Below are 22,864 nucleotides of genomic sequence, written 5' to 3'. Positions count from 1 at the left end.
GTGTCAGCCGTTCAGGACCGCCTGGACCGGCATGAACGAACCGCCGGAGACGAACAGTCCGCTGCCCGCCGTGCCGCCGCCGCTGTTGGCGGGGAGACGGACGCCGAAGAGTTCGCCGTCGGAGGGGCTCTGCGGGGTGAGCAGCAGGCCGTTGCGGGACTTGCGGGTCTCGACGGCGAAGCCCCGGTACTGGCCGGAGAGGCTGTCCGTGGTACCGGCCACGACGAGGCCGATGCCGCCGTCGGAGGCCTTGCGGACCACGGACTCCAGGGCCTCGTCGAGGCTGGTGTCGTAGAGGAGTTCGGCGTCGTCGACGACGACGGCGTAGGAGCCGTTCGGCGCCTTGTCCGTCAACTCCGTGAGGTCGTCCTCGCGGTGGTCGGCGTTGAGCAGGCCGAGGACTCCGTCGCGGCCCTCCAGGTCGCGCAGCGGGGAGCGGCGCGGGGCGACCAGGACCACCGGGGTGCCGGCCCGGAGCAGCGACTCCGTCGCGGCCAGCAGCGCCGTGGAGCGGCCGGACTTGGGCGGGCCCGCGATGACGAAGCCGGGGCCGTTCTCCTCCAGGTCGATGCCGACGGGGTGGAGTTCGTCGCCGCCGACGCCGACCAGCGCCCACAGCCGGGACGGCGGGGTGAAGTCGGCGTCCAGGGAGAGCGCTTCGGACGCGGTGATACGGGAGGGCAGCGCGTCCACCCGCAGCGGGCGCCGGCCGACGGGGATACGGGCGTACCGTGCCCGTGCCTCCTCGGCGATCTCGCGCAGGGCGCGCACCTGGGCCTGGCCGGCCGGCTCCTCGGCGAGCAGGCCGATCTGGGTCTCCTCCACGCCCGTGTCGGTGATCCGCAGCGCGCGGCCCGGCGGCATGTTCTTCGGGACCTCGCGCGGCTGGAGTCCGGCCGTGGAGTAGTCGTTGGGGTCGGCGAAGCGCAGCACGAGCCGGTCCGCGAAGGCCGAGGAGACATGGCCGCTGAGGCCGCTGCGGTCGGCCGTCATGACCACCTTCAGACCGACCGCGGATCCTTCACGGAACATTCGCTGGACCGCTTCGAGGAGCGAGCCGTAGTTGTAGCTCTCGAAGGTGGAGGCGAAGCCCTCCCAGCTGTCGAGCAGGAGCACCATCCACGGCAGCCGGTCCTCCGGGGCGGCCGTGGCCCGCTGTTCGGCCGCGCTGGAGGCGCCCTCCATGGCGAGCAGGCGCTGCCGGCGGGCGATCTCGGCGAGCAGACGGTCGATGAGACGTCGTACGCGGTCCGGTTCGTCGCGGGTCACGACTGCGCCCACGTGCGGCAGGCGCATCAGCGGGAGCAGGGCGTTGGAGCCGCAGTCGATGCCGTAGAGGTGCACGTCGTGCGGGGAGGTGGCGCGGGCCAGCGAACCGGCCAGGGTGCGCAGGGCCGTCGAGCGGCCGGAGCGGGCGCCGCCGAGCAGCAGGGTGTGCTCGCCGTGGACCAGGTCCAGGACGAGCGGGGTACGGCTCTGCCGCGCCGGCTGGTCGATCAGGCCGTACGGGACCGGCGCCACGTCGGCACCAGCCGGCACCCCGCTGCCGTACGACTCCAGCTCCGCCAGCGTCACCTGCTCGGCCAGCGGCGGCAGCCAGGGGCTGCGCTGTTCGCCGAAGCCCATGCGGGCGGCGCCGTCGCGGACGGCGTCGACGAGGACGGCCAGGTCGGTGACCATCGTGCCGTCGTCGTCGGCCTGGGCCTGCTTGGGGAGGGGGCGGCTGTAGGCGTTCCAGGGCAGCGGGGTGAGCGTCGCCTTCGGGCCGGTCCGGCCGGTGGCCGGGCGGCGGCCACCGATCCGGGCGGACTGGACGCCGACCAGGGACTGGGCACCGGAACGGACGTACATCCGGCCGGGGGTCGACTTGGCGATGGCTCCCGAGTCGGGTGCGTCGATGACGTCCTGGGACTCGGAGGCGTCGGTGACGCGCAGGGCGATCCGCAGGTTGGTGTTGGCCCTGATGTCCGCGCTCACCACACCGGCCGGACGCTGGGTCGCGAGGACCAGGTGGACGCCGAGGGAGCGGCCCCGGCGGGCGATGTCGACCAACCCCGCGATGAAGTCGGGCAGTTCGGCGACGAGGGATGCGAACTCGTCGATGACGAGGACGAGTCGGGGCATCGGCTCCAGTTCGGGGCGGAGCCTGCGGGTGTCGTTGTAGTCCTCGATGTCCTTGGCGGCGGCCTCGAACAGGATCCGCTCGCGGCGGTGCAGTTCGGCGGCGAGGGAGGCCAGGGCCCGCTCGGTGAGGTGGGCGTCGAGGTCGCTGACCATGCCGACGGTGTGGGGCAGCCGGGCGCAGTCCATGAACGCGCTGCCGCCCTTGTAGTCGATGAGGACGTAGTTGAGGGCGTCCGGACGGTTCGCCATCGCCAGGGAGGCGATGATCGTCTGGAGGAGTTCGGACTTACCGGCACCGGTCGTACCGGCCACCAGGGCGTGCGGGCCGTCCCTGCGGATGTCCAGGACGAACGGGCCGTCGGCGGCGACGCCGATGGCGGCGGCGGTCGTGGCGCCGCCCGCCTGCCAGATGCGCTCCACGTCCGCGCCGGTCGGGTCGGGCAGGCCCAGCAGGTTCAGCAGGCGGGCCGAGGAGGGGAGCGCGGCGCCCGCGTCGTCGCGGCTGACGTCCCGCACGGGGGCGAGGGAGCGGGCGAGCAGTTCGCACCACTCGTAGGTGACCTGGTCGGCCAGGATGTCGCCGACGCCCTCCATGCCGTAGCCGCGGACGCGGACGTGGTGGGCGGCGTCCGGGGACCAGGCGACGACGGCCTTGCACTCCTCGGGGAGCAGCCGCTCGTCCTCGTCGACGCAGAGCGCGGTGATGCCGTACTGCGGTCCCTCGGTGAGGAGTTGGGGGACGCCGGGCACCCGGCGCAGCAGCCGGGCGCCGTCGAGGATCAGCAGGATGTTGGGGTCCGGGTAGAGCTGGCCCATGGCGTTCTGCTGCTCGCGGGCGGCCTTGCGGCGGGTCAGCTCGTTGAGGAGTTCGTTGACCCGGCGGGTGATGCTCTCGGAGTCGAAGCCGGTCAGCGCCACGCAGTCCTGGCCCTGTTCCGGGTCGGTGTGCGGCAGCCAGTGCGCCCAGTGCCATTCGGCGCCGGCCGCCTGGGTGGCGGCCAGGGTCACCATGGACAGGTCGCGGGGGCTGTGCAGGACGGCCGCCTGGACGGCGAGCCAGCGGGCGGTGGCCAGGGCGCGGGCGCGGTCCCCGGCGATGCCGACGACGCCGAGCCGGGTGAAGGGGAGCGTCACCGGGACGTCCGGCAGCACGGGGGGCTGCGGGGCCTCGTCGTCGTGCGACACCCCGCCGCGGGCCAGGGCGAGTTCGACGTCGGACTCCAGGCCGCCGACGCCGATGCGCAGCAGCATCGCGTCCGGGTCGGTCAGCCGGCGCTCCCACAGGCGGCGGCGCGGACCGGTGGCGAAGAGCAGGATCTCGGCGGGGTCGGGGGCGTCCGCGCGGCGGGCGCGCTGCTCCTCCTTGCCGAGGACGGCGAGTTGGGCCCGGTGCTCGGCGAGGTCCTTCTTGTACTGCTTCGCCGAGGTCTTGTCCTTCTTCTTGCCCTCGCGGTTCTCGCTGATCCACTGGCCGAGCATCATCAGCGGGCTCATGAGGCAGAACGCCAGCATGTAGACCTGCTTGGTGACGTAGTACATGCCCACACCGAAGAAGATGGGCATGATCGCCATGAGGAACTGGAACTTGGCCTTCTCACCCTTGCCGGGCGCCACCGGCACCACCAGCCGGCGGCGGGGCCGCAGCGGGGAGAGCCGGGGCGGGCGGTTGTAGGCGAGCCCGCCCTCGCTCATCTGGGACAGATGCGCGTCGGGTTCGGCCACCCGGTCCAGTACGAGCAGCGAGTCGCCGGCGCGGACGACGGCGCCGAGCGGCCAGGGGGTGGCCGTGGCCGCGTCCACCGGCTCGTCGTCGAGGAGGATCTCGGCGCCGCCCTCGGCGGTGATCGTGGTGGTGCCCTGGAGATCGATGGTCACCCGCAGCGCGAGCGGCGGCAGCGTGGGGTCGGCCAGCGGGAACGTGCAGGTCTGCGCCGAACCCACGGTGGCCGCGCCGACGCCGAGCCGGACCACCCGGCCGGCCGTGGGACCGCCCGCCACCCGGAGTTCGAACTGGCCGACGGGCTCGCCCTTGCGCAGCAGCGGGCCGATCGAGTCGTCGACCGAGACCCGCATGCCGTCGCGCAGCACGGTGGCCGCCGGTGCCGCCGGATCGCAGGGCACGCCGTCCGCCCACAGCGAGGCCGCCCCGGTGCCGGCGCCGTAGCCGGGTATCGGGGCCGGTGCGGTGCCCGGCAGTTGCACCACGTTCCTCATGTCGTGACCGGGGGGCCGCAGCGCCTCCCCCAGTGCCTCGGCGACATCGCCGGCGGTGGCCGTCTCGTCCGTTGCGATCACAACGTCGTGCGGCTCACCGCCTTCCCGCACGACCGTGACCAGCATCCGCATGGCGGTCATCCTCCCGTCGGCCCCTGTGGCCACGTTCGTTACTTCAGCTAACGGAGACTAATGCCGGCGACGGCCCGCGCGCTCGGCCGGCCGGAGGCCGCGGGCGAGCTCGGCATCGGGCCGGAAGCGCGTGCGGTGGCTGTCCAAGTCCCTTGGAACGTCGGGCCGCAGTGCGTCATGGCGGGCTTCCCCCCGTCACCCTCACGCGGACTTCCCCCGTCCTCTTCACTTCGCGTGTTCGCCGGCGCAGCCACAGTAGTGACCGAGGAAGCGGGAGCGGGCGCCGGGCCCGCGCCCCTGTGCCTCAGTCGCCCGCCTTCGACATCACCGCCACCGGGTTCCCCTCCGCCGAGCTGTCCGACGTGTAGACCAGGTCGCCGTGGCTCGGGGTCAGGTACACGGTGTTGGGGCCGGGGTCGCAGCCGTCGTGGTTGCCTTCGACGCCGGCGGAGGAGGCGACGAGCTTCGTGGAGGTGACCGCCTTCAGGGTGAGGACGTCGGTGCAGACGCCGCCGAGCTGGTCGGTCTGGCGCAGCCGGCCCAACTCGTCGCCCACGGCGGCCTGGGCGACGCTGACCCGGAAGGTGCCGATGGGCAGGTTGCCGGAGAGGGCGGTGGCCGTGCCCTCCCAGGTGCCGAGGTAGGCGGCCGGGATCCGCCCGTCGCCCTGGGCGGCCGCGCTGGCGCCCGAACTGTCGGCGCTCGCGCTGTTGTCGCTGCCGTCGCCGCTCCACGGCCCCACCAGGAAGCCCAGTCCGACGGTCACCGCGGCCAGCGCCCCGGCGACCGCGAGCGCGACCGTGCAGCTCACCCGGCGGCCCCGGCCGCCCGCCCCCGGCGCAGAGGTCGCGGCGACGCTCACCGAGACCCCGCCGGGCGGCACGTCCCGCGGCTCGGGCACCACCGTCTCCGCCCCCGCCGAGGGACCCGTCCCCACCGAGGGGCTGCTGAACTCCACGGGCCCGGAGGCGGGCACCGCCACCTCCGCCGTCTCCAGGTTCAGCACCTGTACGGCGCTCCGGCTGACCCGTTCCACCAGCGCCCCCGGCAGCCAGCCGCCGGTCACCAGCCGCGCGGCCCCCTCCGGAGCCAGTCGCCGGGCCACCTCCGCCGGGCCCGGCCGGTCCCCCGGCTCCTTGGCGAGGCACACCTCGGCCACCGACCGCAGTTCACCGCTGAGCGCGCCGAGTTCGGGCTCCTCGTGGACGACCTTGTAGAGCAGGGCGGCGGAGGAGTCGCCGGGGAAGGGCGGTTCGCCGTTCGCCGCGTACGCCAGGACCGCGCCGAGGGAGAACACGTCGGCGGCACCGGTGGCGCCCTTGCCGAGGATCTGCTCGGGGGACATGTAGCCCGGGGAGCCGATGGAGACCCCGGAGGAGGTCAGCGATGCGGTGCCGTCCGTGGCGCGGGCGATGCCGAAGTCGATGAGGAGGGGGCCGTCGAGGGTCAGGAGGACGTTCGAGGGCTTCACGTCCCAGTGCACCAGGCCCAGTTCGTGCACGGCGGCCAGCGCTTCCGCGAGGCCCGCGCCCAGCGCCCGTACGGTGTGCGCCGGCAGCGGGCCGCCGTCGGCGACCGCCGCGGCCAGCGAGGGTCCGGCCGCGTAGGCCGTGGCGACCCACGGCACGGGCGCGTCCGGGTCGGCGTCCAGGACGGGGGCCGTCCAGGCGCCGCCGACCCGCCGGGCGGCGGCCACCTCGCGGCGGAAGCGGGCCCGGAACTCCTCGTCCAGCGCGAAGTGCGGGTGCACGATCTTCACGGCGACGGTCCGGCCGCCGGCCGACCGGCCCAGATAGACCCGGCCCATGCCGCCGGCGCCGAGCCGGCCGAGCAGCCGGTAGGGCCCGACGGTCGTGGGTTCGTCGCCCGCGAGCGGCTGCATGTGCCCACCCCCCAGTAAGTCCACGCAGCAGCCTAAGGGGTGTCAGGGCGTCAGCAGATCGATCTTCACGTCGGCCGCGAACCCGGTCGTCGGGCCGACCCGGCGGGCGAACTCGGTCACCGCGGCCAGCTGCGCCGCGCCGAAGCTGAAGTCGAGGGTGGTGAAGTACTGGGCCAGGGTCGCCTCGTCGAAGGCCTCCCAGCGGGCGGCCTGTTCGGCGACCTTGGCGACCTCCTCCAGGGAGAGGTTGCGGGAGTCGAGGAACGCGCCGTGCACCTCGCGGGTGAGCTGCGGCTCGCGCTCCAGGTAGTCCCTGCGGGCCGCCCACACCGCGAAGACGAACGGCAGGCCCGTCCACTCCTTCCACAGCGCGCCGAGGTCGTGGACCTGGAGGCCGTAGCTCGGGCCGTCCAGCAGGTTGGCGCGCAGGGCCGCGTCGCCGATGAGCACCGCCGCGTCCGCCTCCTGCATCATCAGGCTGAGGTCGGGCGGGCAGGTGTAGTAGTCGGGCCGGACGCCGTAGCGGTCGGCGAGCAGCAGCTGGGCCAGGCGGACCGAGGTGCGCGAGGTGGAGCCGAGGGCGACCCGGCGGCCGTCCAGCTGGTCCAGCGGGACCTGGGAGACGATCACGCAGGACATCACCGGGCCGTCGCAGCCGACGGCGATGTCCGGGAAGGCCACGAGGTCCTCGGCGTTGCGCAGGAACTCGACGAGGGTGATGGGCCCGATGTCGAGGTCACCGCGCACCAGCTGCTCGCTGAGCTTCTCAGGGGTGTCCTTGGTCAGCTCGAAGTCGAGGAGGGTGCCGGTTCTCGCGAGCCCCCAGTAGAGGGGCAGGCAGTTCAGGAACTGGATGTGGCCGACGCGCGGCCGGGTGCGAGAATTGTCCACATCGCGAGACTAGACCCCGTGGGGTACCGTGCTCGGACCCGCCCCCGCCGTCGACACCGCTCCGGGCGTCAACCCACTCGCGAGGCCATTCAAACCTCCGGGTGACATGATCTTGGCCTCTGTTGCTTTCGGCTGCCCACATGCTAGGCTCGCCGCAAGTTGCAGTTTGGTTTCCCTTGCAGTACAGAGCCTGCGGAGCATGTAACCGTGGGCTCTCGTCGTTTTCAGACATATGCAGTTGTGCGGCACTTAGTTTGTTTTCACACTTGCAGGTTCTGGAGCAGGGCGACCCTTTTGAGCCCAAGGAGGGCTTATGGCTACCGGAACCGTGAAGTGGTTCAACGCCGAAAAGGGCTTTGGTTTCATCGCCCAGGAAGGCGGCGGCCCCGACGTCTTCGTCCACTACTCCGCGATCAACGCCAACGGGTTCCGCTCCCTGGAGGAGAACCAGCAGGTGAGCTTCGACGTCACGCAGGGTCCGAAGGGCCCGCAGGCGGAGAACGTCACCCCCGTCTGATCACGGAAATCCCAAGTCTGATCGCAGACTGAGTGCAGTACCCAAGGAGCCCCGCGCCGTACGGCGACGGGGCTCCTGCCTTTCCCCGGCCCCTCAGACGTGCTGCATGACAAGGACGAACGACGTGTCCGGCGCCAGCGCCTCGTACGCGTGCGGAACATCTCCGCGATATGTCAGGTAGTCCCCGGGGTTCAATTCGACGGTTTCTCCCCTTGGCCCGGCTTTGACCCGCCCGCCGCATACGACGAGATGCTCGACGGTCCCCGGAATGTGCGGCTCGGACTCGCGCGCCGCGCCCGGCTCCATCCGCAGGTGGTAGACGTCCCGGCGGGCGCCGGGCGGGCAGGCCGACAGCAGGGTGGCGGCGAAGCTGGCCTGCTCCGACGCGACGGTGGGCCCCTGACCCGCCCGGATCACCCGGACGGCGGACACCGGCGGCTCGACCAGCACGCTGAACGGCACGCCGAGCGCCACCCCCAGCGACCACAGCGTCTCCACGCTCGGGTTCCCGCTGCCGGCCTCCAGCTGCGACAGCGTGGACTTCGCGATACCGGCCCGCTTGGCCAGCTCGGACAGCGAGAGCCCGGCCCGGGCCCGCTCCCGCTTGAGGGACGCGGCGATCCAGTCGAGGGGAAGCCGGGATGGTAGGGGTGGTGGGGTCTCGGACATCGCGTTCGCTCCATCAGTACGATCGTTCGCCTTGACGAACAACTGCCGCCTTGTTCATTGTAGAGAACATGCGTTCGCCACACCGAACAGAAACGGCACTGGTCCGGGACAGCTCACTCGTCTGGCTGGCCGGCGGGATCGTCGGCGTCTCCTTCGGCGCGGTCAGCGTGGCCGGCGGCCTGCCCGTGTGGGTCCCGGTCCTGATGTCCCTCGTCGTCTACGCGGGCTCGGCCCAGTTCAGCGCGGTCGGTGTCCTCCTCGCCGGCGGCGGGCCGCTGGCGGCGGCCGCCACCGGCCTCCTCCTCAACACTCGTACGGCCGCGTTCGGCCTCGCCGTTGCCGACCTCCTCGGCCCCGGCCGGGCCACCCGTCTCCTCGGCGCCCACCTGGTCACCGACGAGACGGTCGCCTTCGCCCTGGCCCAGCCGGACCGGGCCCGCCGCCGTGCCGCGTTCTGGATCTCGGGGCTCGGGCTGTTCGCCGTATGGAACGCGGGGGTGCTGGCCGGCGCCCTCGCGGGCAGCACCCTCGGCGACACCGGCCGCTACGGCCTGGACGCGGCGTTCCCGGCGGTGCTCGTGGCCCTGGTCCTGCCCGCCCTCCGCTCGGACCGGGGCGTACGGCGCACGGCCCTTGTCGGCGCGGCGATCGCCCTGGCGGTGACTCCCGCCGTCCCGGCCGGGGTTCCGGTCCTCCTCGCCCTGCTGGGCCTGTTCACTCTTCCGGGGATACGACGATGAACGCGACCGTGGTCATGATCCTGGCCCTCGCTCTCGGCACGTACGCCTTCCGCCTGGTGGGCCCGGCGCTGCACGGCCGGGTGGAGATCCCGGTACGGGTCCAGGAGCTGGCGTCGGCGGGGGCGGTGGTGCTCCTGGGGGCCCTGCTGGCCACCGGGGCGCTGACCGAGGGCGGCGGTTTCGCGGGAATCGCCCGCCCGGCCGGGGTGCTGGCGGCCGGCGTACTGGCCTGGCGCAGGGCGCCGTTCGTGGTCGTGGTCATGGGGGCGGCGGCGGTGACGGCGGCGCTGCGGGCGGCGGGGCTGAGGTAGGGGCCGTCGTCGGCGGCGGGGTTCAGCTTCTGCTCCACCACCGATCAGGAGAGGACGAGGATCAGGGTTTCGGTCGGGGTGATCTTGCCTTCGGCACGGTGGCGGAGGATCTGGAGACCGGCGGCGACCCGGCGGTAGTGGGCGGCCAGGGCGGGGGCGAAGTCGTCGTCGTCGGCCAGCGCGGCCAGCGTGAATGCGGTGACTTGCATGTGAGCGACGTGGACCCGCCAGAGGCCTTCTCCGGCATCGGGATCCGGCAGGCATCGGGCCAGCGACTCCAGTTGTCGCGCCAGCCGACTCATCAGCACGCCTCCGTACTTCGGCCGGTTGTCAGAAGCCGGCGTGTGTGCGACGGCCTCTTCGAGCGTGGGGGTGATCTCGTCGTCGTAGACCGTGAGGAGATGACGCGTCTGCGCGCTCAGCGGGTCGGCCACGCTGCCGTCGGATGCGCGCAGGCGTCTTCTGTCCCGCGGCGGAGGGTCCGGTTCACCGAGCATGAGCAACCACAGAAGCCGGTTGGCGGAGAAGGCTGCTTCAAGCAGGTCCGTCTCGGCGGGCGGAGCGGGGTAGAGCCGGTCGAGGTCGTCGGCGACGGCCCGGCTGCGAGCGATCACCCCGGAGAGAGAAGCCGGGGCGGGGGCGTAGCCGGAAGCGAGGAGGATTTCGTGGGCCATGCCGAGAGCAAGGGAGAGGTCGGTGGGCCGGTCGGCAACGACGCCGGCGATCTCCCGAGCGGCGGGGAGAACCTCTGATCCGTCCTGGGCAGTGGTCGCGAGTATGTCGTCGGCGACAACGGCAGCACGGTGCAGACGGAGGTCGGCCTCCTGGGACAGGCCGCTGACCATGACTGCGAGGACATCTCGCAAGTCGACGTACAGACCGTCCACGTGATCCAGGCCGAGGCGGACGGCACGGTCGAGGTTGCGGGCGAGAGCGAGCGCCAGGGCAATGGTGGCGTCGGGGCCGTAGTCGGGGGTGGTGAATTCGGCATCACCAAGGCCCCGGACGTGTGCCAGGGTCGCTGTGAGGGCGACCAGGTCGCGTCCCTCGGGAGCGCTCGTCCCACCTGACCACGGATGTGGCAGGCCGTCCGGAACCCACAGCTCGGGCAGAGCCCCCGACTCCATGGCCGCGTGCCACACGCTGTGTTCGGGTGAGCGGCTGGTCAACGTGAAGGCCGGGTCGGTGACCTCCGCGTAGGTGGGCAGGCGGACGGTGGTGCCCTCGGGGAGGAGGTCGTTGATCCAGCCGACCAGATCCACCGCCTCGGTGCGGGTGATGCCCACGGCGGGGTCCGTCGGCCTCTGCCCGGCCGGCTTACCGGAGAAGAGGGCGTACAGCTCCCGGGTGACGGGACGGACGGTGACCTGGGCGTCGTCGGTGAGGCGTACCGTGTCGCGGAGTTGGCGGGTGACGGTGACCGCGGTCATCAGGCGGCGGCGCGGGGAGCCGGGCGGCTCGTCCAGGAGTTGCCGGCGCAAGGCGTCGAGGCGGTCCGCTGTGACCGGGGACAGTTCCGTGGCCTGTTCCGCGCAGTCGAAGGCCAGGGCCAGCGTCCGAGTGGTGTTCGCCGTCAGGCACGCCTCCACGACCGGGGCCGGATCCGTACGGGCCGCGTACAGCAGCGTCGTCTCCCGCCACCAGTCGGCGTCGATCCCGGCGACGAGCACGTCGACGAGCCGGTGGTGCTGGATGTGCAGAGCCGCGAGGTGTTCCTGGAGGGTGAGGTGGGCGAAGGCGTACAGGCCGTGTTCGCGCTCCACCAGAAGTCCGCTGGTCACCACGGAGGCGAGGAAGGCGTCCGGTGCGGTGGTCGCGGCGACCCTGGCCAGCGCCGGTTCCAGCAGCTCGGCGGCCTGCCCCGCGGCGATGTCGCGACGCCCCTCGGCCATCATCGTGTACGCCAGTTCCCGCAGCACCACCTCCTTCTTCGCCCCAGGCAGCTCGTCCGCCACCGTCGCCACGTTCTTCGCCTCGGCCCTGCGCCACAGGAGCACCTGGCAGATCTCCGCGTACAGCTCCGCCCGGCTGCCGGGCAGCGCGCCCCGGTAACGGTGCACGTTCGCGATCATCGTCAGCAGGAGCGGGTTCGCCGCCAGGTCGTACAACACCGAACGGTCACGCAGGCGTCGGATCAGGTCCTCCGCCTCCGCCGCCGCCCGTGTCTCCACCCCGGCGTCGTGCACGCCCGTGCTCAGGCGCTCGATCGTCCGGTACCAGCCGTGCAGGAAGCGGGAGATCTGTTCGCCGGTGAAGCGGCGCACCTGGAGCACGCGGGCGCGGTTGAGCGGGGCGGTCCGGTAGCCGTGCGGGCGGGAGGTGAGGACGAAGTCGTTGCGTTCGTAGCGCTCGATCTGTCTCTCCGCCCACGCGGAGACATGGCTGCGGTCCTCCTCGCGGGCGACCTCGTCCAAACCGTCGAGCAGCACCAGGCAACGCCCGTCCCGCAGTTGCTCCTCGAACCAGCCCTCCGGCTCCGGTGGCTCCAACCCGCCCGCCGACGCCGCGATGACCTGCGGGAGTGTGAGGGAGGCGTCGGCCGTGATCGCCTCCGTGTGGTCGCGCAGGTAGAGGAGTACCGGCAGGTCGCGACGGGGCCGTCCGACCCGGCCGTGCGAACGGTCCGCCAGCCGCAGCGCCAAGTGCTTGAGCAGCGTCGTCTTCCCCGTGCCCGGTGCGCCGATCAGCGCCAGGCACGCACCCTGTTCCTCGCCCAGGAACGCGTCGATCGACTGCCGCGCTCCGGGCCCGGGTACGGCACCGGCCAGCGGCTCCCGTTCCGCCGTGTGCACCGGTCCCGGCGCCACGCTCACATCGACGAAGACCTCTTCCAGCCCCGGCGTGTAATCCCCGCGCGTGGCCAGCCCCTTGAGATCGACGAAGCGGTGCGTGCTGCGGACGTGGCGCCGGTACGACTGCTCGAACCTCGATGTCCGCCGTTGCAGCCAGCGGTCGACTGCGTCGGCGACCCGCGTCACCCAGCGGCCCTGCAACTCGCCGAAGACCTTGCCCGCGAACCCGGTCAGGACCACCAGCACCTCGTAGCCGACGAGGGCGCAGGCCGCGAGGACCGGGTGCCGCGCAACGGCGGAGGGATTCACCGCCGCGAGTGCCCCCGGCGGCGCCACGGTGAGCGCGACCAGGCCGACCCGGGCCAGAACCGTCGATCCTCCCCCGTCCCCCATCGCCGTGGCCCCCTACAAGGAGGCGATCCCCGTCAGAAACGCCGACCAGGAGGAGAGGGAGAGGGTCAGGTGGTCGGTTCTGCGTTTTGAGTCGCGGATGTGGATGGCGGAGGGGTGGGTGCGGACTTCGAGGCATTGACCCCCCTCGCCGTCGCTGTACGACGACTTACGCCAGGTGTAGGCGGCTTCGACGCAATCGCCGCCCTCACCGTCGCTGTAGCTGGACTTGAACCAGGCGAGGTCCACTATGGTCATAGCTCCTCCAGCTTCCTCTCGATCAACGCCCTTGTTTCCAGGGGCGGGAGAGCCACCGCCCGCATGATCCCATAGCGGTCCGCGATCTTCCGGACCTCCTCGGCGTCAGTGATCAGCCGAGGAAACCCTTGGATCTCCGTGTAGGCCACCTGAGGATGCCTCTGTGGCGTCAGTAGGTTGAACGCCCCGCCCAGGCACGGGTGTTCCTCGACCCGTGTGGGCATCACCTGGATCTCCACGTTCCGCATAGCACCGACGCGCAACAAGCGCTCCAACTGCGCCTTGTGCACGTGCGGGCCGCCGATCGGCCGATCCAGCGCCGCCTCTTCGAGCACGTAACTGACGGCGGGCGAAGGCCACTTCTCGAACAGTTGCTGTCGCGAGAGTCGGTCGGCGACCCGCCTCTCGATGGTCTCCTCGTCCAGGAACGGGCGGCGCTTGGCGAACACGGCCCTCGCGTGGTCCTCGGTCTGAAGCAGACCGTGCACCGCGTGGTTGCAGTAGTGGTGTAGCTCGACAGCCTCCGCCTCAAGCACCGCATACCCCCTGTACCACTCGGGATGCCTGGTCCGCGCCCTCTTCATCGCCTCCCTCAGCTCAGGGATCGCCGCAACCAGCAGCCCCCCGGCCCCCAACAACTCGTCCGCCTTCACCAACATGTCCGGCTGCGGAACCCGCACCCCCCTCTCCATCGCGGAGATCGCGTCAGGGCCGTACCCCACCGTCGCCCCGAACTCCTTCTGCGTGAGCCCCTTTCGCTCGCGCAGCAGCTTCAGCATCTTGCCCAGGGCTGTGATCAGCCCCGTCGTCCCGTCCGCCTCCGCCGGAGTCTCCGGCCTCCGCTCCTGCTGTACGTCCGTCACGCACCCCACCGCCTTGACGTCCTCGTGGTCACGGCCGACGAGCCGTACGCCTCACCCGACACACCCGTACGGTCACCGTGAGTCGCGCGATCGCCCCTGGTCAGCGTAGGGAGAACCGACCACGCTCTGTCACGTGAACGCCGAAATCTCCACCCCTACCGCTGAACTGACCCAGCGTCTGAGCGCCACCCCGCGCGGCGCGCGCCTGGCCCGCCGCCTCGTGGCCAACGCGCTGGACACCTGGGGTCATCCCTACGACGGCGACCTGAACCACACCGCCCAGCACCTGGTCGCGGAGCTGGCCGCGAACGCCGTCACCCACGGTCGCGTCCCCGGCCGGGACTTCGAGGTGCGGCTGCTGCTGCTCGCCGACGGCGACACCCTCCGTGTCGAGGTGAGCGACGCGAGGGGCGACCGGGGACTGCGGTTCGTGACGGATCCGGAGGCGGACGGGGGGCGGGGGCTGGTGCTCGTATCCCTGCTGGCCCGTACCTGGGGAGTCACCGAGCGGGACGTCGGCAAGACGGTGTGGGCCGAGCTCGCGCTCTAGATCCTCCAGGGGGCCTTGTCAGTGGCGGCCGTTAGGGTCCGCGGCATGACAGCCGACTTCCTGGACGCCACCCGTACCTTCTACGACGCGGTCGCGTTCGACTACGCCGACCAGTTCCGCGCCGAGCTCACCAACAGGCCTGTGGAAAGGGCCGTGTTGGGTGTGTTCGCCGAGCGGGTGGGAGCGGGTGGCGAGGTGGCCGACCTGGGCTGCGGTCCCGGCCGGACCACCGGCAGGCTGGCCGCGCTGGGCCTGTCGGTCTTCGGTCTCGACCTCTCGGAGTCGATGCTCGCCATCGCCCGCCGCGAGAATCCCGAACTGCGCTTCGTCCAGGGCTCCATGCTGGAACTGGAGACGACGGACGGGGCGTTGGACGGAGTGCTGTGCTGGTACTCGTCCATCCACACGCCGGACGACCGGCTGCCGGCGCTGTTCCGGGAGTTCGGGAGGGTGCTGAGGCCCGGCGGGCAGCTGCTCCTGGCGTTCCAGGTGGGGGACGTGGCACGGCGGCACGAGAACCCCTGGGGGCATCCGGTGACCCTGGACTTCCTGCGGCGGCGGCCGGAGCAGATGACGGCCCTGCTGGCCGACGCCGGGTTCACGCTGTACTCCAGCACGGTGCGGGAGCCGGACGCGGGGCTCGGGGAGCTCAGCCCGCAGGCCTTTCTGCTGGCCGAGCGCTAGCGGGTCGGCGTAGACCCGCGGCCACGCGTTCAGCCCGTCCTCCCGGACGTGAGCAGTTCGCATTACAACCGGTGGCCGCCCCTAGGCGAGCCGCTCGCGCAGCAGGGTGCGCACGGAGACGGGTTCGCGGCCGAGCAGCTGGGCCAGCGCGGGCCCGGGGGTCGCGAACTCGCCCTCGCGGGCGGCGGTGAAGATGCTCAGGAGCTGGCCGGCCGTTTCGGCGGGCACGCCGCCGGCCACCAGGTGGGCGCGGAACGCGGCGTCCGGTGCGGTGGTCCGGGTGACGGTACGGCCGGTGAGCTCGCTCGCGAGGGCGGCGAGGTCGGCGAAGGTGAGCGCCTCGGTCCCGGTGAGCGGGGGCGTCGGCCCCTCGAACCGGTGTGCCTCGTCCGCCAGGATCACCGCCGCCGCCTCCGCCAGGTCGGCGTGCGCCGTCCAGCAGACCGGGCCGTCGGCGGGCAGGGCCACCTCCCCGCCGGCCAGGCCCGGGGCGAGGAAGTCGAGCCCGCTGGCCGCGTGGAAGCCGTTGCGCAGGGAGGTCCAGGGGATGCCGGAGGCGGCGAGGGCCTCCTCCGTGGCCGCGTGGTCGCGGCAGGCCTGGAAGCGGGAGGTGGGGCTCGCGCCCATCTGGGCGGTGTAGACGATCCGGCGGGCGCCGGCCGCGACGGCCGCGGCTATGGCGGTGCGGTGCTGCCGCACGGTCTCCTCGCCCATCCGGTCGACGGAGACGATCAGTATCCGGGCGGCACCCTCGAAGGCGTGCGCCAGGCCGTCCGGTTCGGTGAAGCTGCCCTGCCGTACCCGCACGCCCCGGTCCGCGAGGGCCTGCGCCTTCTTCGGGTCGCGGACGCTGACGCCGACCCGGTCCGCCGGTACGCGGGCCAGCAGCCGCTCCACGATCTGGCCGCCGAGCTGTCCGGTGGCTCCGGTCACGATGATCACGATGTCCTCCGACGATGGTGGTAGCAGCGGAAACACCATAACGATAACACCGATACTAACGATGGAATCAAGAAGGCGATATCGTTGATACATGCCTTCCGGATCACGTGACCCGAACGCCGCCGCCGGCTCCGCCCCCGACACCCGGCAGCGCGTCATCGACGCCGCCATCGGGCTGCTGGAGCGCGAGGGCCGGGACGCCGTCACCACCCGCGCGGTCGCCGTCGCTGCGGGGCTCCAGCCCCCGGCCATCTACCGGCTGTTCGGCGACAAGGAGGGGCTGCTGGAAGCGGTGGCCGAGCACGGCTTCGCCGCCTTCCTCGCGAGCAAGCGCGTCGTCCCGGACCCCGAGGACCCGATCCAGGACCTGCGGGACGGCTGGGACCTGGCGGTCCGGTTCGGCCTGGAGAACCCCGCGCTGTACTCGCTGATGTACGGCGACGTCGCGCGCAGCGACTCGCCGGCCTTCCGGACCGGGCTGGAGATCCTCCGCGGCCGGGTCCGGCGGCTGGCCGTCGGCGGCCGGCTGCGGGTCGGCGAGACCCTCGCGGCCAACGTCATCCACGCCACGGCCCGCGGCGCCGTCCTCACCTGGCTCTCCATGCCGGAGGCCGACCGCGACCCGGCCCTGCTGACCACCCTCCGCGAGGCGATGGTCACGGCCGTCACCACGGAGGAGCCCGCCGTTCGCACCGCCGGCCCCGCGGGCGCCGCCCGGGCCCTGCGCGCCGGCCTCTCCGACCAGACCGCCCTCAGCCGGGCCGAACAGCACCTCATGAGTGAGTGGCTGGACCGCCTGGCCACCGACGCATAGGACACCACCGCGCGCCGGCCGCCGGGCGCCCCGTCGTACGGACTACCAGGCCACCAGCAGCTCCAGCGGGAAGCGGCGGATGGTCTCGGTGTCCCAGCGGACCTCCTCCGGCCGCACCGCCAGGCGCAGGTCGGGGAAGCGGTCCAGGAGGCGGCCCACGGCGACCTCCAGTTCGGCCATCGCCAGGGGAACCGCGATGCACCGGTGGCCGCCCCAGCCGAACGTCATGTGGGGAGCGACCGGACGGTCGGGCACGATCTCGTGCGGATCGGGGTAGCGGTCGGGGTCGCGGTTGGCCGTCAGGTACGAGACGTGGACGAAGTCGCCGCGCCGGATGAGCACCCCGTCGAGCTCGACGTCCTCCAGCGCCACCCGGGGAATGCCCACGCCCTTCCGGAAGGGGATGTACCGGAGCAGTTCGTGGAGGAACTCCGTCAGGTCCTTCTGGTGCGCGTAGGCGTACTCCGCCAGCTCCGGGCGGGTCAGCAGCAGGTACATGATGTTGCTGATCTGGCAGGTCGCCGTGTCCTGGCCGCTGAGCGTGAGCGTCAGCAGCAGGACGGCCAGTTCCCTGTCGTCGAGCTGGTCGTCGCCGTCCCGTGCCTCGACGAGCAGGCTGACGAGGTCCGTGCCGGGGGCTTTCCGGCGTTCGGTGACGAGCTCGCCGAAGTAGGCCGTCAGGTCCTGCTTGGCCGCGCGGGCCACGTCGCGGTTGCCCGCGCCCAGCACCAGCAGCCGGTGGACCTGCTCCTGCATCCGGGGCCACTTCGCGCGCTCGATGCCCAGCAGGTCCATGATCGTGTGCTGGGGAAGGGGGTCGGACAGGTGCCGGACCAGGTCGGCCGGCGTGCCCTCGGACTCCATCTCGTCCAGCAGCCGGTCCGTGAGGAGGACGATCCGGTCCCGCATACGGTCCACATGCTGCTGGGAGAAGGCCTGGGTGGCCAGATGCCGGATCCGGCTGCTGTGCGGCGGGTCCATCACGTTGATCGACTCCGGGGAGACGATCGGCTCGGCCGTCAGGCGCGGATAGTCGTACTCGATGATCGCCGCCCGGCTGAACCGGGGGTCCGTGGTCACCTGCTGCACCGACTCGAATCTGGTGACCAGCCAGGCGTCCGAGTCGCCGTACGGCAGCCGGATGGTGCCGAGGGACTCGCGCTCCGTGAAGCCGGCCAGGGCCGGATCGAACTCGAGGGCCTCGCTGAAACCGAAGGGACAGTCGATCGCCCGCACGTTCTTCTCCTTCGTCGGTCGGCCGCTCAGTGGAACGGCACGACATTGGTTGCGCGGACGGCGGCGCGCAGGTCCTTCGCGAGCCGCACGGCGTCGCCGATCGCCCAGTAGTGGAGGAAGAACAGGCGCGGCTCGTCCGTCAGGTTGTGGTGGTGGAGCTCGACGATGCCGATCCCGCCCTTGCGCAGGATCTTCAGAACCGGCTGGACCTCGCCCGCGGTCATCACGAAGTCACCGTTGATCGCGGCCCTTCCCCGGCCGAGCGGCTGGAAGTTGATGGTGGTCACCGAGCCGAGGCCGGCCGGCAGGATCATGCCCCCGTCCACGATCTGCTCCGCGCGCGCCCAGACGCTCTTGTAGATGCCCTCGTCCTGGGAGCCCTTGCTGCCGAAGGCGTCGTCGATGCCCTTGGTGTCCAGGTCGAGCGTCGGGGTGGTGGGCGGCTGGTCGGGCGGGGTGCCGGTACGGTCGAAAGCCGCGCGCAGTCCCCTGGCGATGGGTACCGGGTCGTGACTGTGGGCGTGCAGGTGCAGCCACCACAGGGCGGGCTGGTGGGAGAGCAGATGCTTGTGTACGGCGTTGATGGCGATGCCGTGCGCGAGGAGCGCGTCGGTGAAGCCGTCCAGTTCGTGCTCGGTGACCACGGCGTCGCCCATCAGCAGGTGACTGCCGTCCTTGTACCGGACGAAGGCGATGTGAGTGCCGAGGGCCAGCGCGGTCTCGACCCGCACGCCCCGGGAGACCACCTTGAGGTCCCGGCGGGGCAGGCCGGTGTGGTACATGTACCGCTTCATGTCGCCCGGCCGCCCCAGAGCCTTGGTCACATCCACCCAGTCGGCGAGCTGGGTCAGCTCGGGTTCGACCAGGCCGCGCGGGTGTTCGTGGGAGAGGGCGCGCGCGGGCGGGGTCGCCGCGCTCGCGAGGACGGGGGCCACGGCACCCGCAGCGAGGATGCGGCGACGGGTGGTGGCCGGTCCGGGGAGCGTTTCCTGCTTCCGGTCGTCAACCATGGTTCACCTCCTGGCGCGATGGAATCACGGGTCCCGGGCGGGTCCCGTGATTCCATCGCGCCGGTGGGGCCGGGTGGACTAACACAAGTCACCGGGCACGGAGGCGGACCACTCCGCGTGGCGGCCGCGGATCACCTTCCGCAACGGCCGCGGATCACTTCGCGTACAGGCCCTCGATCTCCGCCGCGAAGTCCTTCATGACCGCCTCCCGGCGCAGCTTCATCGAGGGGGTGAGGTGGCCCGCCTCCTCGGTGAAGTCGACGGGGAGCATGACGAAGCGGCGGATGGACTCGGGGCGGGAGACCAGCTTGTTGGCCTCGTCGACCGCCCGCTGCAGGATCGCCCGCAACTCGGCGTCGTCCAGGAGGAGTTCCGGCGGCACCGGGTGCTTGCCGTTCATCTGCCGCCAGTGGGTGAGGCCGTCCCGGTCGAGGGTGATCAGCGCGCTGACGTACGGCAGTCCGTCGCCGACCAGCATCACCTGGGAGATGAGGGGGTGCGAGCGCAGCCAGTTCTCCAGCGGGGCGGGGGCCACGGACTTGCCGCCGGCCGTGATCAGCATCTCCTTCTTGCGGCCGGTGATGGTGAGGTAGCCCTCGTCGTCCAACTCGCCTATGTCGCCGGTGGCGAGCCAGCCGTCGCGGGTCGCCGGGACGACCCCGCCGGCGGCCGGGTCCCAGTAGCCACGCAGCACATGGTCCCCGGCGACCAGGATCTCGCCGTCGGCGGCGATCCGGACCTTGGTGCCGGGCATCGGCCAGCCCACCGTGCCGAGGCGGGGCTTGAGGGGCGGGGTGCAGGTGCTGGCGGCGGTGGTCTCGGTCAGGCCGTAGCCCTCGTAGATCTCGATGCCGGCCCCGGCGTAGAACGCGGCGAGCCGGCGGCCCAGCGGGGAGCCACCGCAGATGATGTGGCGGACCTTGCCGCCCATGGCGGTGCGGATACGGCGGTAGACCAGCGGGTCGTAGAAGGTGCGGGCCGTCTTCAGGGCGCGGCCGGGGCCGCTGCCGGTGCCGGTCTGCTTGGCCTCCAGTGCCTCGCCGTATTTCTGGGCGACGTTCGTGGCCCGGTCGAAGACGGAGACCCGGCCGCCCGCCTCCGCCTTCGCCCGGGCGGTGTTGAAGACCTTCTCCAGCATGTACGGGATGGTCAGCAGACAGGTCGGCCTGAAGGCGGCGAGGTCCGGGAGCAGGTCCTCGGCCTTGAGGCTCGGGGCGTGGCCGAGGCGGACCCCGGCGCGGATGCAGGCGATCGCCACCATCCGGCCGAAGACATGGGACATGGGCAGGAAGAGGAGGATGGAGACCTCCTCGTCGTTGCGCGCCTTGAAGATCGGGTAGAGGAGTTCGATCGCGTTGTCGACCTCGGCGAAGAAGTTGCCGTGCGAGAGGGCGCAGCCCTTGGGGCGGCCGGTGGTGCCCGAGGTGTAGATCAGGGTGGCGAGGGTGTCGGGGCCCAGCATGCCCCGCCGGACGCCCACTTCGGCGTCGTTGACATGCTCGCCCGCCTCCGCGAGCCGGTCCACGTGCCCCTTCTCCATCACCCACAGGTGCTGCAGATCGGGCAGCCGGTCGAGTTCCGGGCCGAGCGCGGCGGCCTGGGCGGCACTCTCCGTGACCAGGGCGACGGCACCTGAGTCGTGCAGGATCCAGCGGGTCTGGAAGACGGACGAGGTCGGATAGACCGGGACGGTCACCAGGCCGGCCGCCCAGGCGCCGAAGTCGAGGAGCGTCCACTCGTACGTCGTGCGGGCCATGACGGCGATCCGGTCGCCCGGCATCAGCCCCTCCGCGATCAGCCCCTTCGCCACCGCCTGCACCTGCGCGGCGAACCGGCTCGCCGTCACCTGCTCCCAACGGCCCTCGCCGTCGGCCGGCTTGCGGCTGAGCACCACCGCGCCCGGGGCCCTCTCCGCGTTCTCGAACGGCAGGTCGGCGAGCGAGCCGTGCCGCACCGGCGGCGCGAACGGCGGTACGTACGCCTCCCGCACCGCGCCGTCCAGCCGCTGCACCTGGGGCTCGACCAGGATCGGCTTCCCGTCGTAGTCCGTGGCCTGGATCGCGACACCGGAGGAGACGGGGGCGGCGTGCTGGAAAGAGGAAGTGGACACGGGGCGGCTCCTCGGGCGTGCAGCGGGTGAACTGCTTGCTGCATGTCGTACGCGCCTCGCGCACCGAGGCGTTCACCGGGGCCGGGCCTCGGAAAGGGGTTACCGGCGGTTAGACAGGAAAGCGTACGGGCCTGCTGTGGCGGGGTTGTGCGTTTTCCGGGATGGTCCGGGGCCGGGCCTGTGCATTCCCGGAGGTTACGTGAGGGTCTCTCACATTTGGCACGACTGACGGCTCTTGACAGCTGTGACTTAGACTTACCTACGGTAACCTTACTCCAGAGTCAGAAATCGGGCCATCCGGGGGACGAACATGACGGACCGCTATCTGGGCTTCACCGCCACCGCACCGGGCCGTTTCCTCACCCGGCGGCTCGGGCTGCCGCAGCCGGCGCGGCTGGTACGGCCGTCGCAAGCGCCCTCCCTGGATGGGGAGTTGCTGCATCTCACCGCCGGCAAGTCCGCTCTCGACCTGGCCCCGGTCCTCGCCCGCACGGGGCTGCCGACCGATGACTCGGGCACCCCGGTCGCCGTCGTCCTGGACGCCTCCGGGGTGCGGGACGTCGACGCGCTGGCCGAGGTGCACGCGGCCCTCCATCCCGTCGTACGGTCCGTCGCCACGAGCGGCCGGGTGGTGGTGCTGGGCGCGCCGCTCGACCCCGCCGACCACCACCAGGGCGCCGCCCAGCAGGCGCTGGAGGGGTTCACCCGGTCCCTGGGCAAGGAGATCGGACGCGGCAGGACGGTGAACCTCCTGCGGCTGACCGACGCCACGGCCGCCGAGTCCACCCTGCGGTTCCTGCTCTCGCCCCGCTCCGCCTACGTCAGCGGACAGGTGATCGAGGTCGGGGCGGGCGCCTTCGCCGTACCCGACGACCCGCGACTCCCGCTCGCGGGGCGCACCGCGCTGGTCACCGGGGCCGCGCGCGGCATCGGCGCGGCCGTCGCCGAGACGCTGGCGCGGGACGGGGCACGGGTCGTCGTACTCGACGTACCGGCGGCCGAGGCGGACGCGCGGGCGCTCGCCGAGCGGCTCGGCGGGAGCGCGCTGGCCCTCGACATCACCGCGGCCGACGCGGGGGCGCGGATCGCCGACGCGCTGCCGGACGGGCTGGACGTGCTCGTCCACAACGCCGGGATCACCCGGGACCGGCGGCTGGTCAACATGCCCGCCGAGCGGTGGAGTCCGGTGCTGGAGGTGAACCTCGGGAGCGTGCTGCGCACGACGGACGCGCTGCTGGAGCGGGGCGCGCTGAACGCGGGCGGGCGGATCGTGACCACCGCGTCCATCGCCGGGATCGCGGGCAACGCGGGGCAGACGAACTACGCGGCGAGCAAGGCGGGGGTCGTCGGGCTGGTGCGGAGCCTGGCGCCCCGGGCGCTCGCCGAGTACGGGGTGACGGTGAACGCCGTCGCGCCCGGGTTCGTCGAGACGCGGATGACCGCCGCGATTCCGTTGCTCATCCGGGAGGCGGGGCGGCGGATGAACTCGCTGGCGCAGGGTGGGGTGCCCGGGGATGTGGCGGAGACGGTGGGGTGGCTGGCGGAGCCGGGGTCGGGGGCGGTGAACGGGCAGGTCGTGCGGGTGTGTGGGCAGAGTTTTTTGGGGGCGTAGCGGTTGTTCGGTCGTGTGCGGGTGGGTGGGGGCTGGTCGCGCCCACGCGGCGGTAGCCGCATATCGGACACAGCCCCGCGCCCCTGAAGGCAGGGCGATTCCACCGACGGTATTGAAAGGCGA

Annotated in this window: 18 protein-coding genes; 7 read left to right on the top strand and 11 right to left on the bottom strand. The window is 72.0% G+C overall.

Annotated elements, in window-relative coordinates:
• Nucleotides 1-3 precede the first annotated feature (3 nt).
• From ACFZDK_RS00670 to ACFZDK_RS00660, 3 genes are all read right to left on the bottom strand, one after another.
• Nucleotides 4-4,470 (bottom strand): FtsK/SpoIIIE domain-containing protein, encoded by a 4,467-nt coding sequence (locus tag ACFZDK_RS00670; protein WP_390968421.1) that lies wholly within the window; start codon nucleotides 4,468-4,470, stop codon nucleotides 4-6.
• 304 nt (nucleotides 4,471-4,774) lie between these two features.
• Nucleotides 4,775-6,352 (bottom strand): protein kinase, encoded by a 1,578-nt coding sequence (locus tag ACFZDK_RS00665; protein ID WP_390968419.1) that lies wholly within the window; start codon nucleotides 6,350-6,352, stop codon nucleotides 4,775-4,777.
• Between the two features lie 42 nt (nucleotides 6,353-6,394).
• Nucleotides 6,395-7,243 carry an MqnA/MqnD/SBP family protein gene (locus ACFZDK_RS00660; RefSeq protein ID WP_390968417.1) on the bottom strand — a complete coding sequence of 283 codons (849 nt, stop codon included), beginning with the start codon at nucleotides 7,241-7,243 and terminating at the stop codon, nucleotides 6,395-6,397.
• 313 nt (nucleotides 7,244-7,556) lie between these two features.
• Here ACFZDK_RS00660 and ACFZDK_RS00655 point away from each other — a divergent pair, with 313 nt between their 5' ends.
• Nucleotides 7,557-7,760 carry a cold-shock protein gene (locus ACFZDK_RS00655; protein ID WP_007490911.1) on the top strand — a complete coding sequence of 68 codons (204 nt, stop codon included), beginning with the start codon at nucleotides 7,557-7,559 and terminating at the stop codon, nucleotides 7,758-7,760.
• A 93-nt stretch (nucleotides 7,761-7,853) separates the two neighbouring features.
• On the opposite strand, the gene ACFZDK_RS00650 is transcribed toward ACFZDK_RS00655, so the two are convergent.
• Entirely contained in the window at nucleotides 7,854-8,429 is a 576-nt protein-coding gene (locus ACFZDK_RS00650; protein ID WP_390968414.1) for a helix-turn-helix domain-containing protein, read from the bottom strand.
• 68 nt (nucleotides 8,430-8,497) lie between these two features.
• Here ACFZDK_RS00650 and ACFZDK_RS00645 point away from each other — a divergent pair, with 68 nt between their 5' ends.
• Both ACFZDK_RS00645 and ACFZDK_RS00640 read left to right on the top strand, forming a co-directional pair.
• Nucleotides 8,498-9,169, top strand: coding sequence for an AzlC family ABC transporter permease (locus ACFZDK_RS00645; protein WP_390968412.1), 672 nt, complete (start codon nucleotides 8,498-8,500; stop codon nucleotides 9,167-9,169).
• A complete protein-coding gene (locus tag ACFZDK_RS00640) occupies nucleotides 9,166-9,480 on the top strand; it encodes an AzlD domain-containing protein (RefSeq protein ID WP_390968410.1) in 315 nt (104 codons plus the stop codon). Before ACFZDK_RS00645 ends, ACFZDK_RS00640 begins: the two co-directional genes overlap by 4 nt.
• Before the next feature lie 44 nt (nucleotides 9,481-9,524).
• On the opposite strand, the gene ACFZDK_RS00635 is transcribed toward ACFZDK_RS00640, so the two are convergent.
• The 3 genes from ACFZDK_RS00635 to ACFZDK_RS00625 are packed head-to-tail and all read right to left on the bottom strand — an operon-like array spanning nucleotide 9,525 to nucleotide 13,783.
• Nucleotides 9,525-12,665 (bottom strand): NACHT domain-containing protein, encoded by a 3,141-nt coding sequence (locus ACFZDK_RS00635; RefSeq protein WP_390968409.1) that lies wholly within the window; start codon nucleotides 12,663-12,665, stop codon nucleotides 9,525-9,527.
• A 12-nt stretch (nucleotides 12,666-12,677) separates the two neighbouring features.
• The gene (locus tag ACFZDK_RS00630; protein WP_390968407.1) at nucleotides 12,678-12,920 is read right to left on the bottom strand and encodes a DUF397 domain-containing protein; all 243 of its coding nucleotides are present in this window, start codon (nucleotides 12,918-12,920) and stop codon (nucleotides 12,678-12,680) included.
• On the bottom strand, nucleotides 12,917-13,783 hold the full coding sequence (locus tag ACFZDK_RS00625; RefSeq protein WP_390968405.1) for a Scr1 family TA system antitoxin-like transcriptional regulator: 867 nt from the start codon (nucleotides 13,781-13,783) through the stop codon (nucleotides 12,917-12,919). The genes ACFZDK_RS00630 and ACFZDK_RS00625 overlap by 4 nt, the downstream gene beginning before the upstream one ends.
• Before the next feature lie 133 nt (nucleotides 13,784-13,916).
• Here ACFZDK_RS00625 and ACFZDK_RS00620 point away from each other — a divergent pair, with 133 nt between their 5' ends.
• Together ACFZDK_RS00620 and ACFZDK_RS00615 are read left to right on the top strand one after the other, a co-directional pair.
• Nucleotides 13,917-14,333 carry an ATP-binding protein gene (locus tag ACFZDK_RS00620; protein ID WP_390968403.1) on the top strand — a complete coding sequence of 139 codons (417 nt, stop codon included), beginning with the start codon at nucleotides 13,917-13,919 and terminating at the stop codon, nucleotides 14,331-14,333.
• 45 nt (nucleotides 14,334-14,378) lie between these two features.
• On the top strand, nucleotides 14,379-15,017 hold the full coding sequence (locus tag ACFZDK_RS00615) for a methyltransferase domain-containing protein (protein ID WP_390968402.1): 639 nt from the start codon (nucleotides 14,379-14,381) through the stop codon (nucleotides 15,015-15,017).
• Nucleotides 15,018-15,098: 81 nt separating this feature from the next.
• Here the strand turns inward: ACFZDK_RS00615 and ACFZDK_RS00610 are convergent, their stop codons facing one another.
• Nucleotides 15,099-15,959, bottom strand: a complete 861-nt coding sequence (locus ACFZDK_RS00610) for an NAD(P)H-binding protein (RefSeq protein WP_390968400.1) — start codon at nucleotides 15,957-15,959, stop codon at nucleotides 15,099-15,101.
• Between the two features lie 91 nt (nucleotides 15,960-16,050).
• On the opposite strand from ACFZDK_RS00610, the gene ACFZDK_RS00605 reads away from it, so the two are divergent.
• Nucleotides 16,051-16,773 (top strand): TetR family transcriptional regulator, encoded by a 723-nt coding sequence (locus ACFZDK_RS00605; RefSeq protein ID WP_390968398.1) that lies wholly within the window; start codon nucleotides 16,051-16,053, stop codon nucleotides 16,771-16,773.
• 42 nt (nucleotides 16,774-16,815) lie between these two features.
• On the opposite strand, the gene ACFZDK_RS00600 is transcribed toward ACFZDK_RS00605, so the two are convergent.
• The 3 genes from ACFZDK_RS00600 to ACFZDK_RS00590 form a co-directional block, all read right to left on the bottom strand.
• Complete coding sequence (locus ACFZDK_RS00600; RefSeq protein ID WP_390968396.1) at nucleotides 16,816-18,009, bottom strand: cytochrome P450; 1,194 nt, start codon at nucleotides 18,007-18,009, stop codon at nucleotides 16,816-16,818.
• A gap of 26 nt (nucleotides 18,010-18,035) precedes the next feature.
• Entirely contained in the window at nucleotides 18,036-19,019 is a 984-nt protein-coding gene (locus tag ACFZDK_RS00595) for a DUF1259 domain-containing protein (protein WP_390968394.1), read from the bottom strand.
• A 154-nt stretch (nucleotides 19,020-19,173) separates the two neighbouring features.
• Nucleotides 19,174-21,078 (bottom strand): AMP-binding protein, encoded by a 1,905-nt coding sequence (locus ACFZDK_RS00590; RefSeq protein ID WP_390970026.1) that lies wholly within the window; start codon nucleotides 21,076-21,078, stop codon nucleotides 19,174-19,176.
• A gap of 361 nt (nucleotides 21,079-21,439) precedes the next feature.
• On the opposite strand from ACFZDK_RS00590, the gene ACFZDK_RS00585 reads away from it, so the two are divergent.
• Nucleotides 21,440-22,741, top strand: coding sequence for a 3-oxoacyl-ACP reductase (locus tag ACFZDK_RS00585; RefSeq protein WP_390968392.1), 1,302 nt, complete (start codon nucleotides 21,440-21,442; stop codon nucleotides 22,739-22,741).
• Nucleotides 22,742-22,864 lie beyond the last annotated feature (123 nt).

Source organism: Streptomyces sp. NPDC007901 (assembly GCF_042959465.1).
In the GTDB taxonomy this organism is placed as follows: domain Bacteria; phylum Actinomycetota; class Actinomycetes; order Streptomycetales; family Streptomycetaceae; genus Streptomyces.
This window is presented reverse-complemented; position numbering and strand designations above follow the sequence as displayed.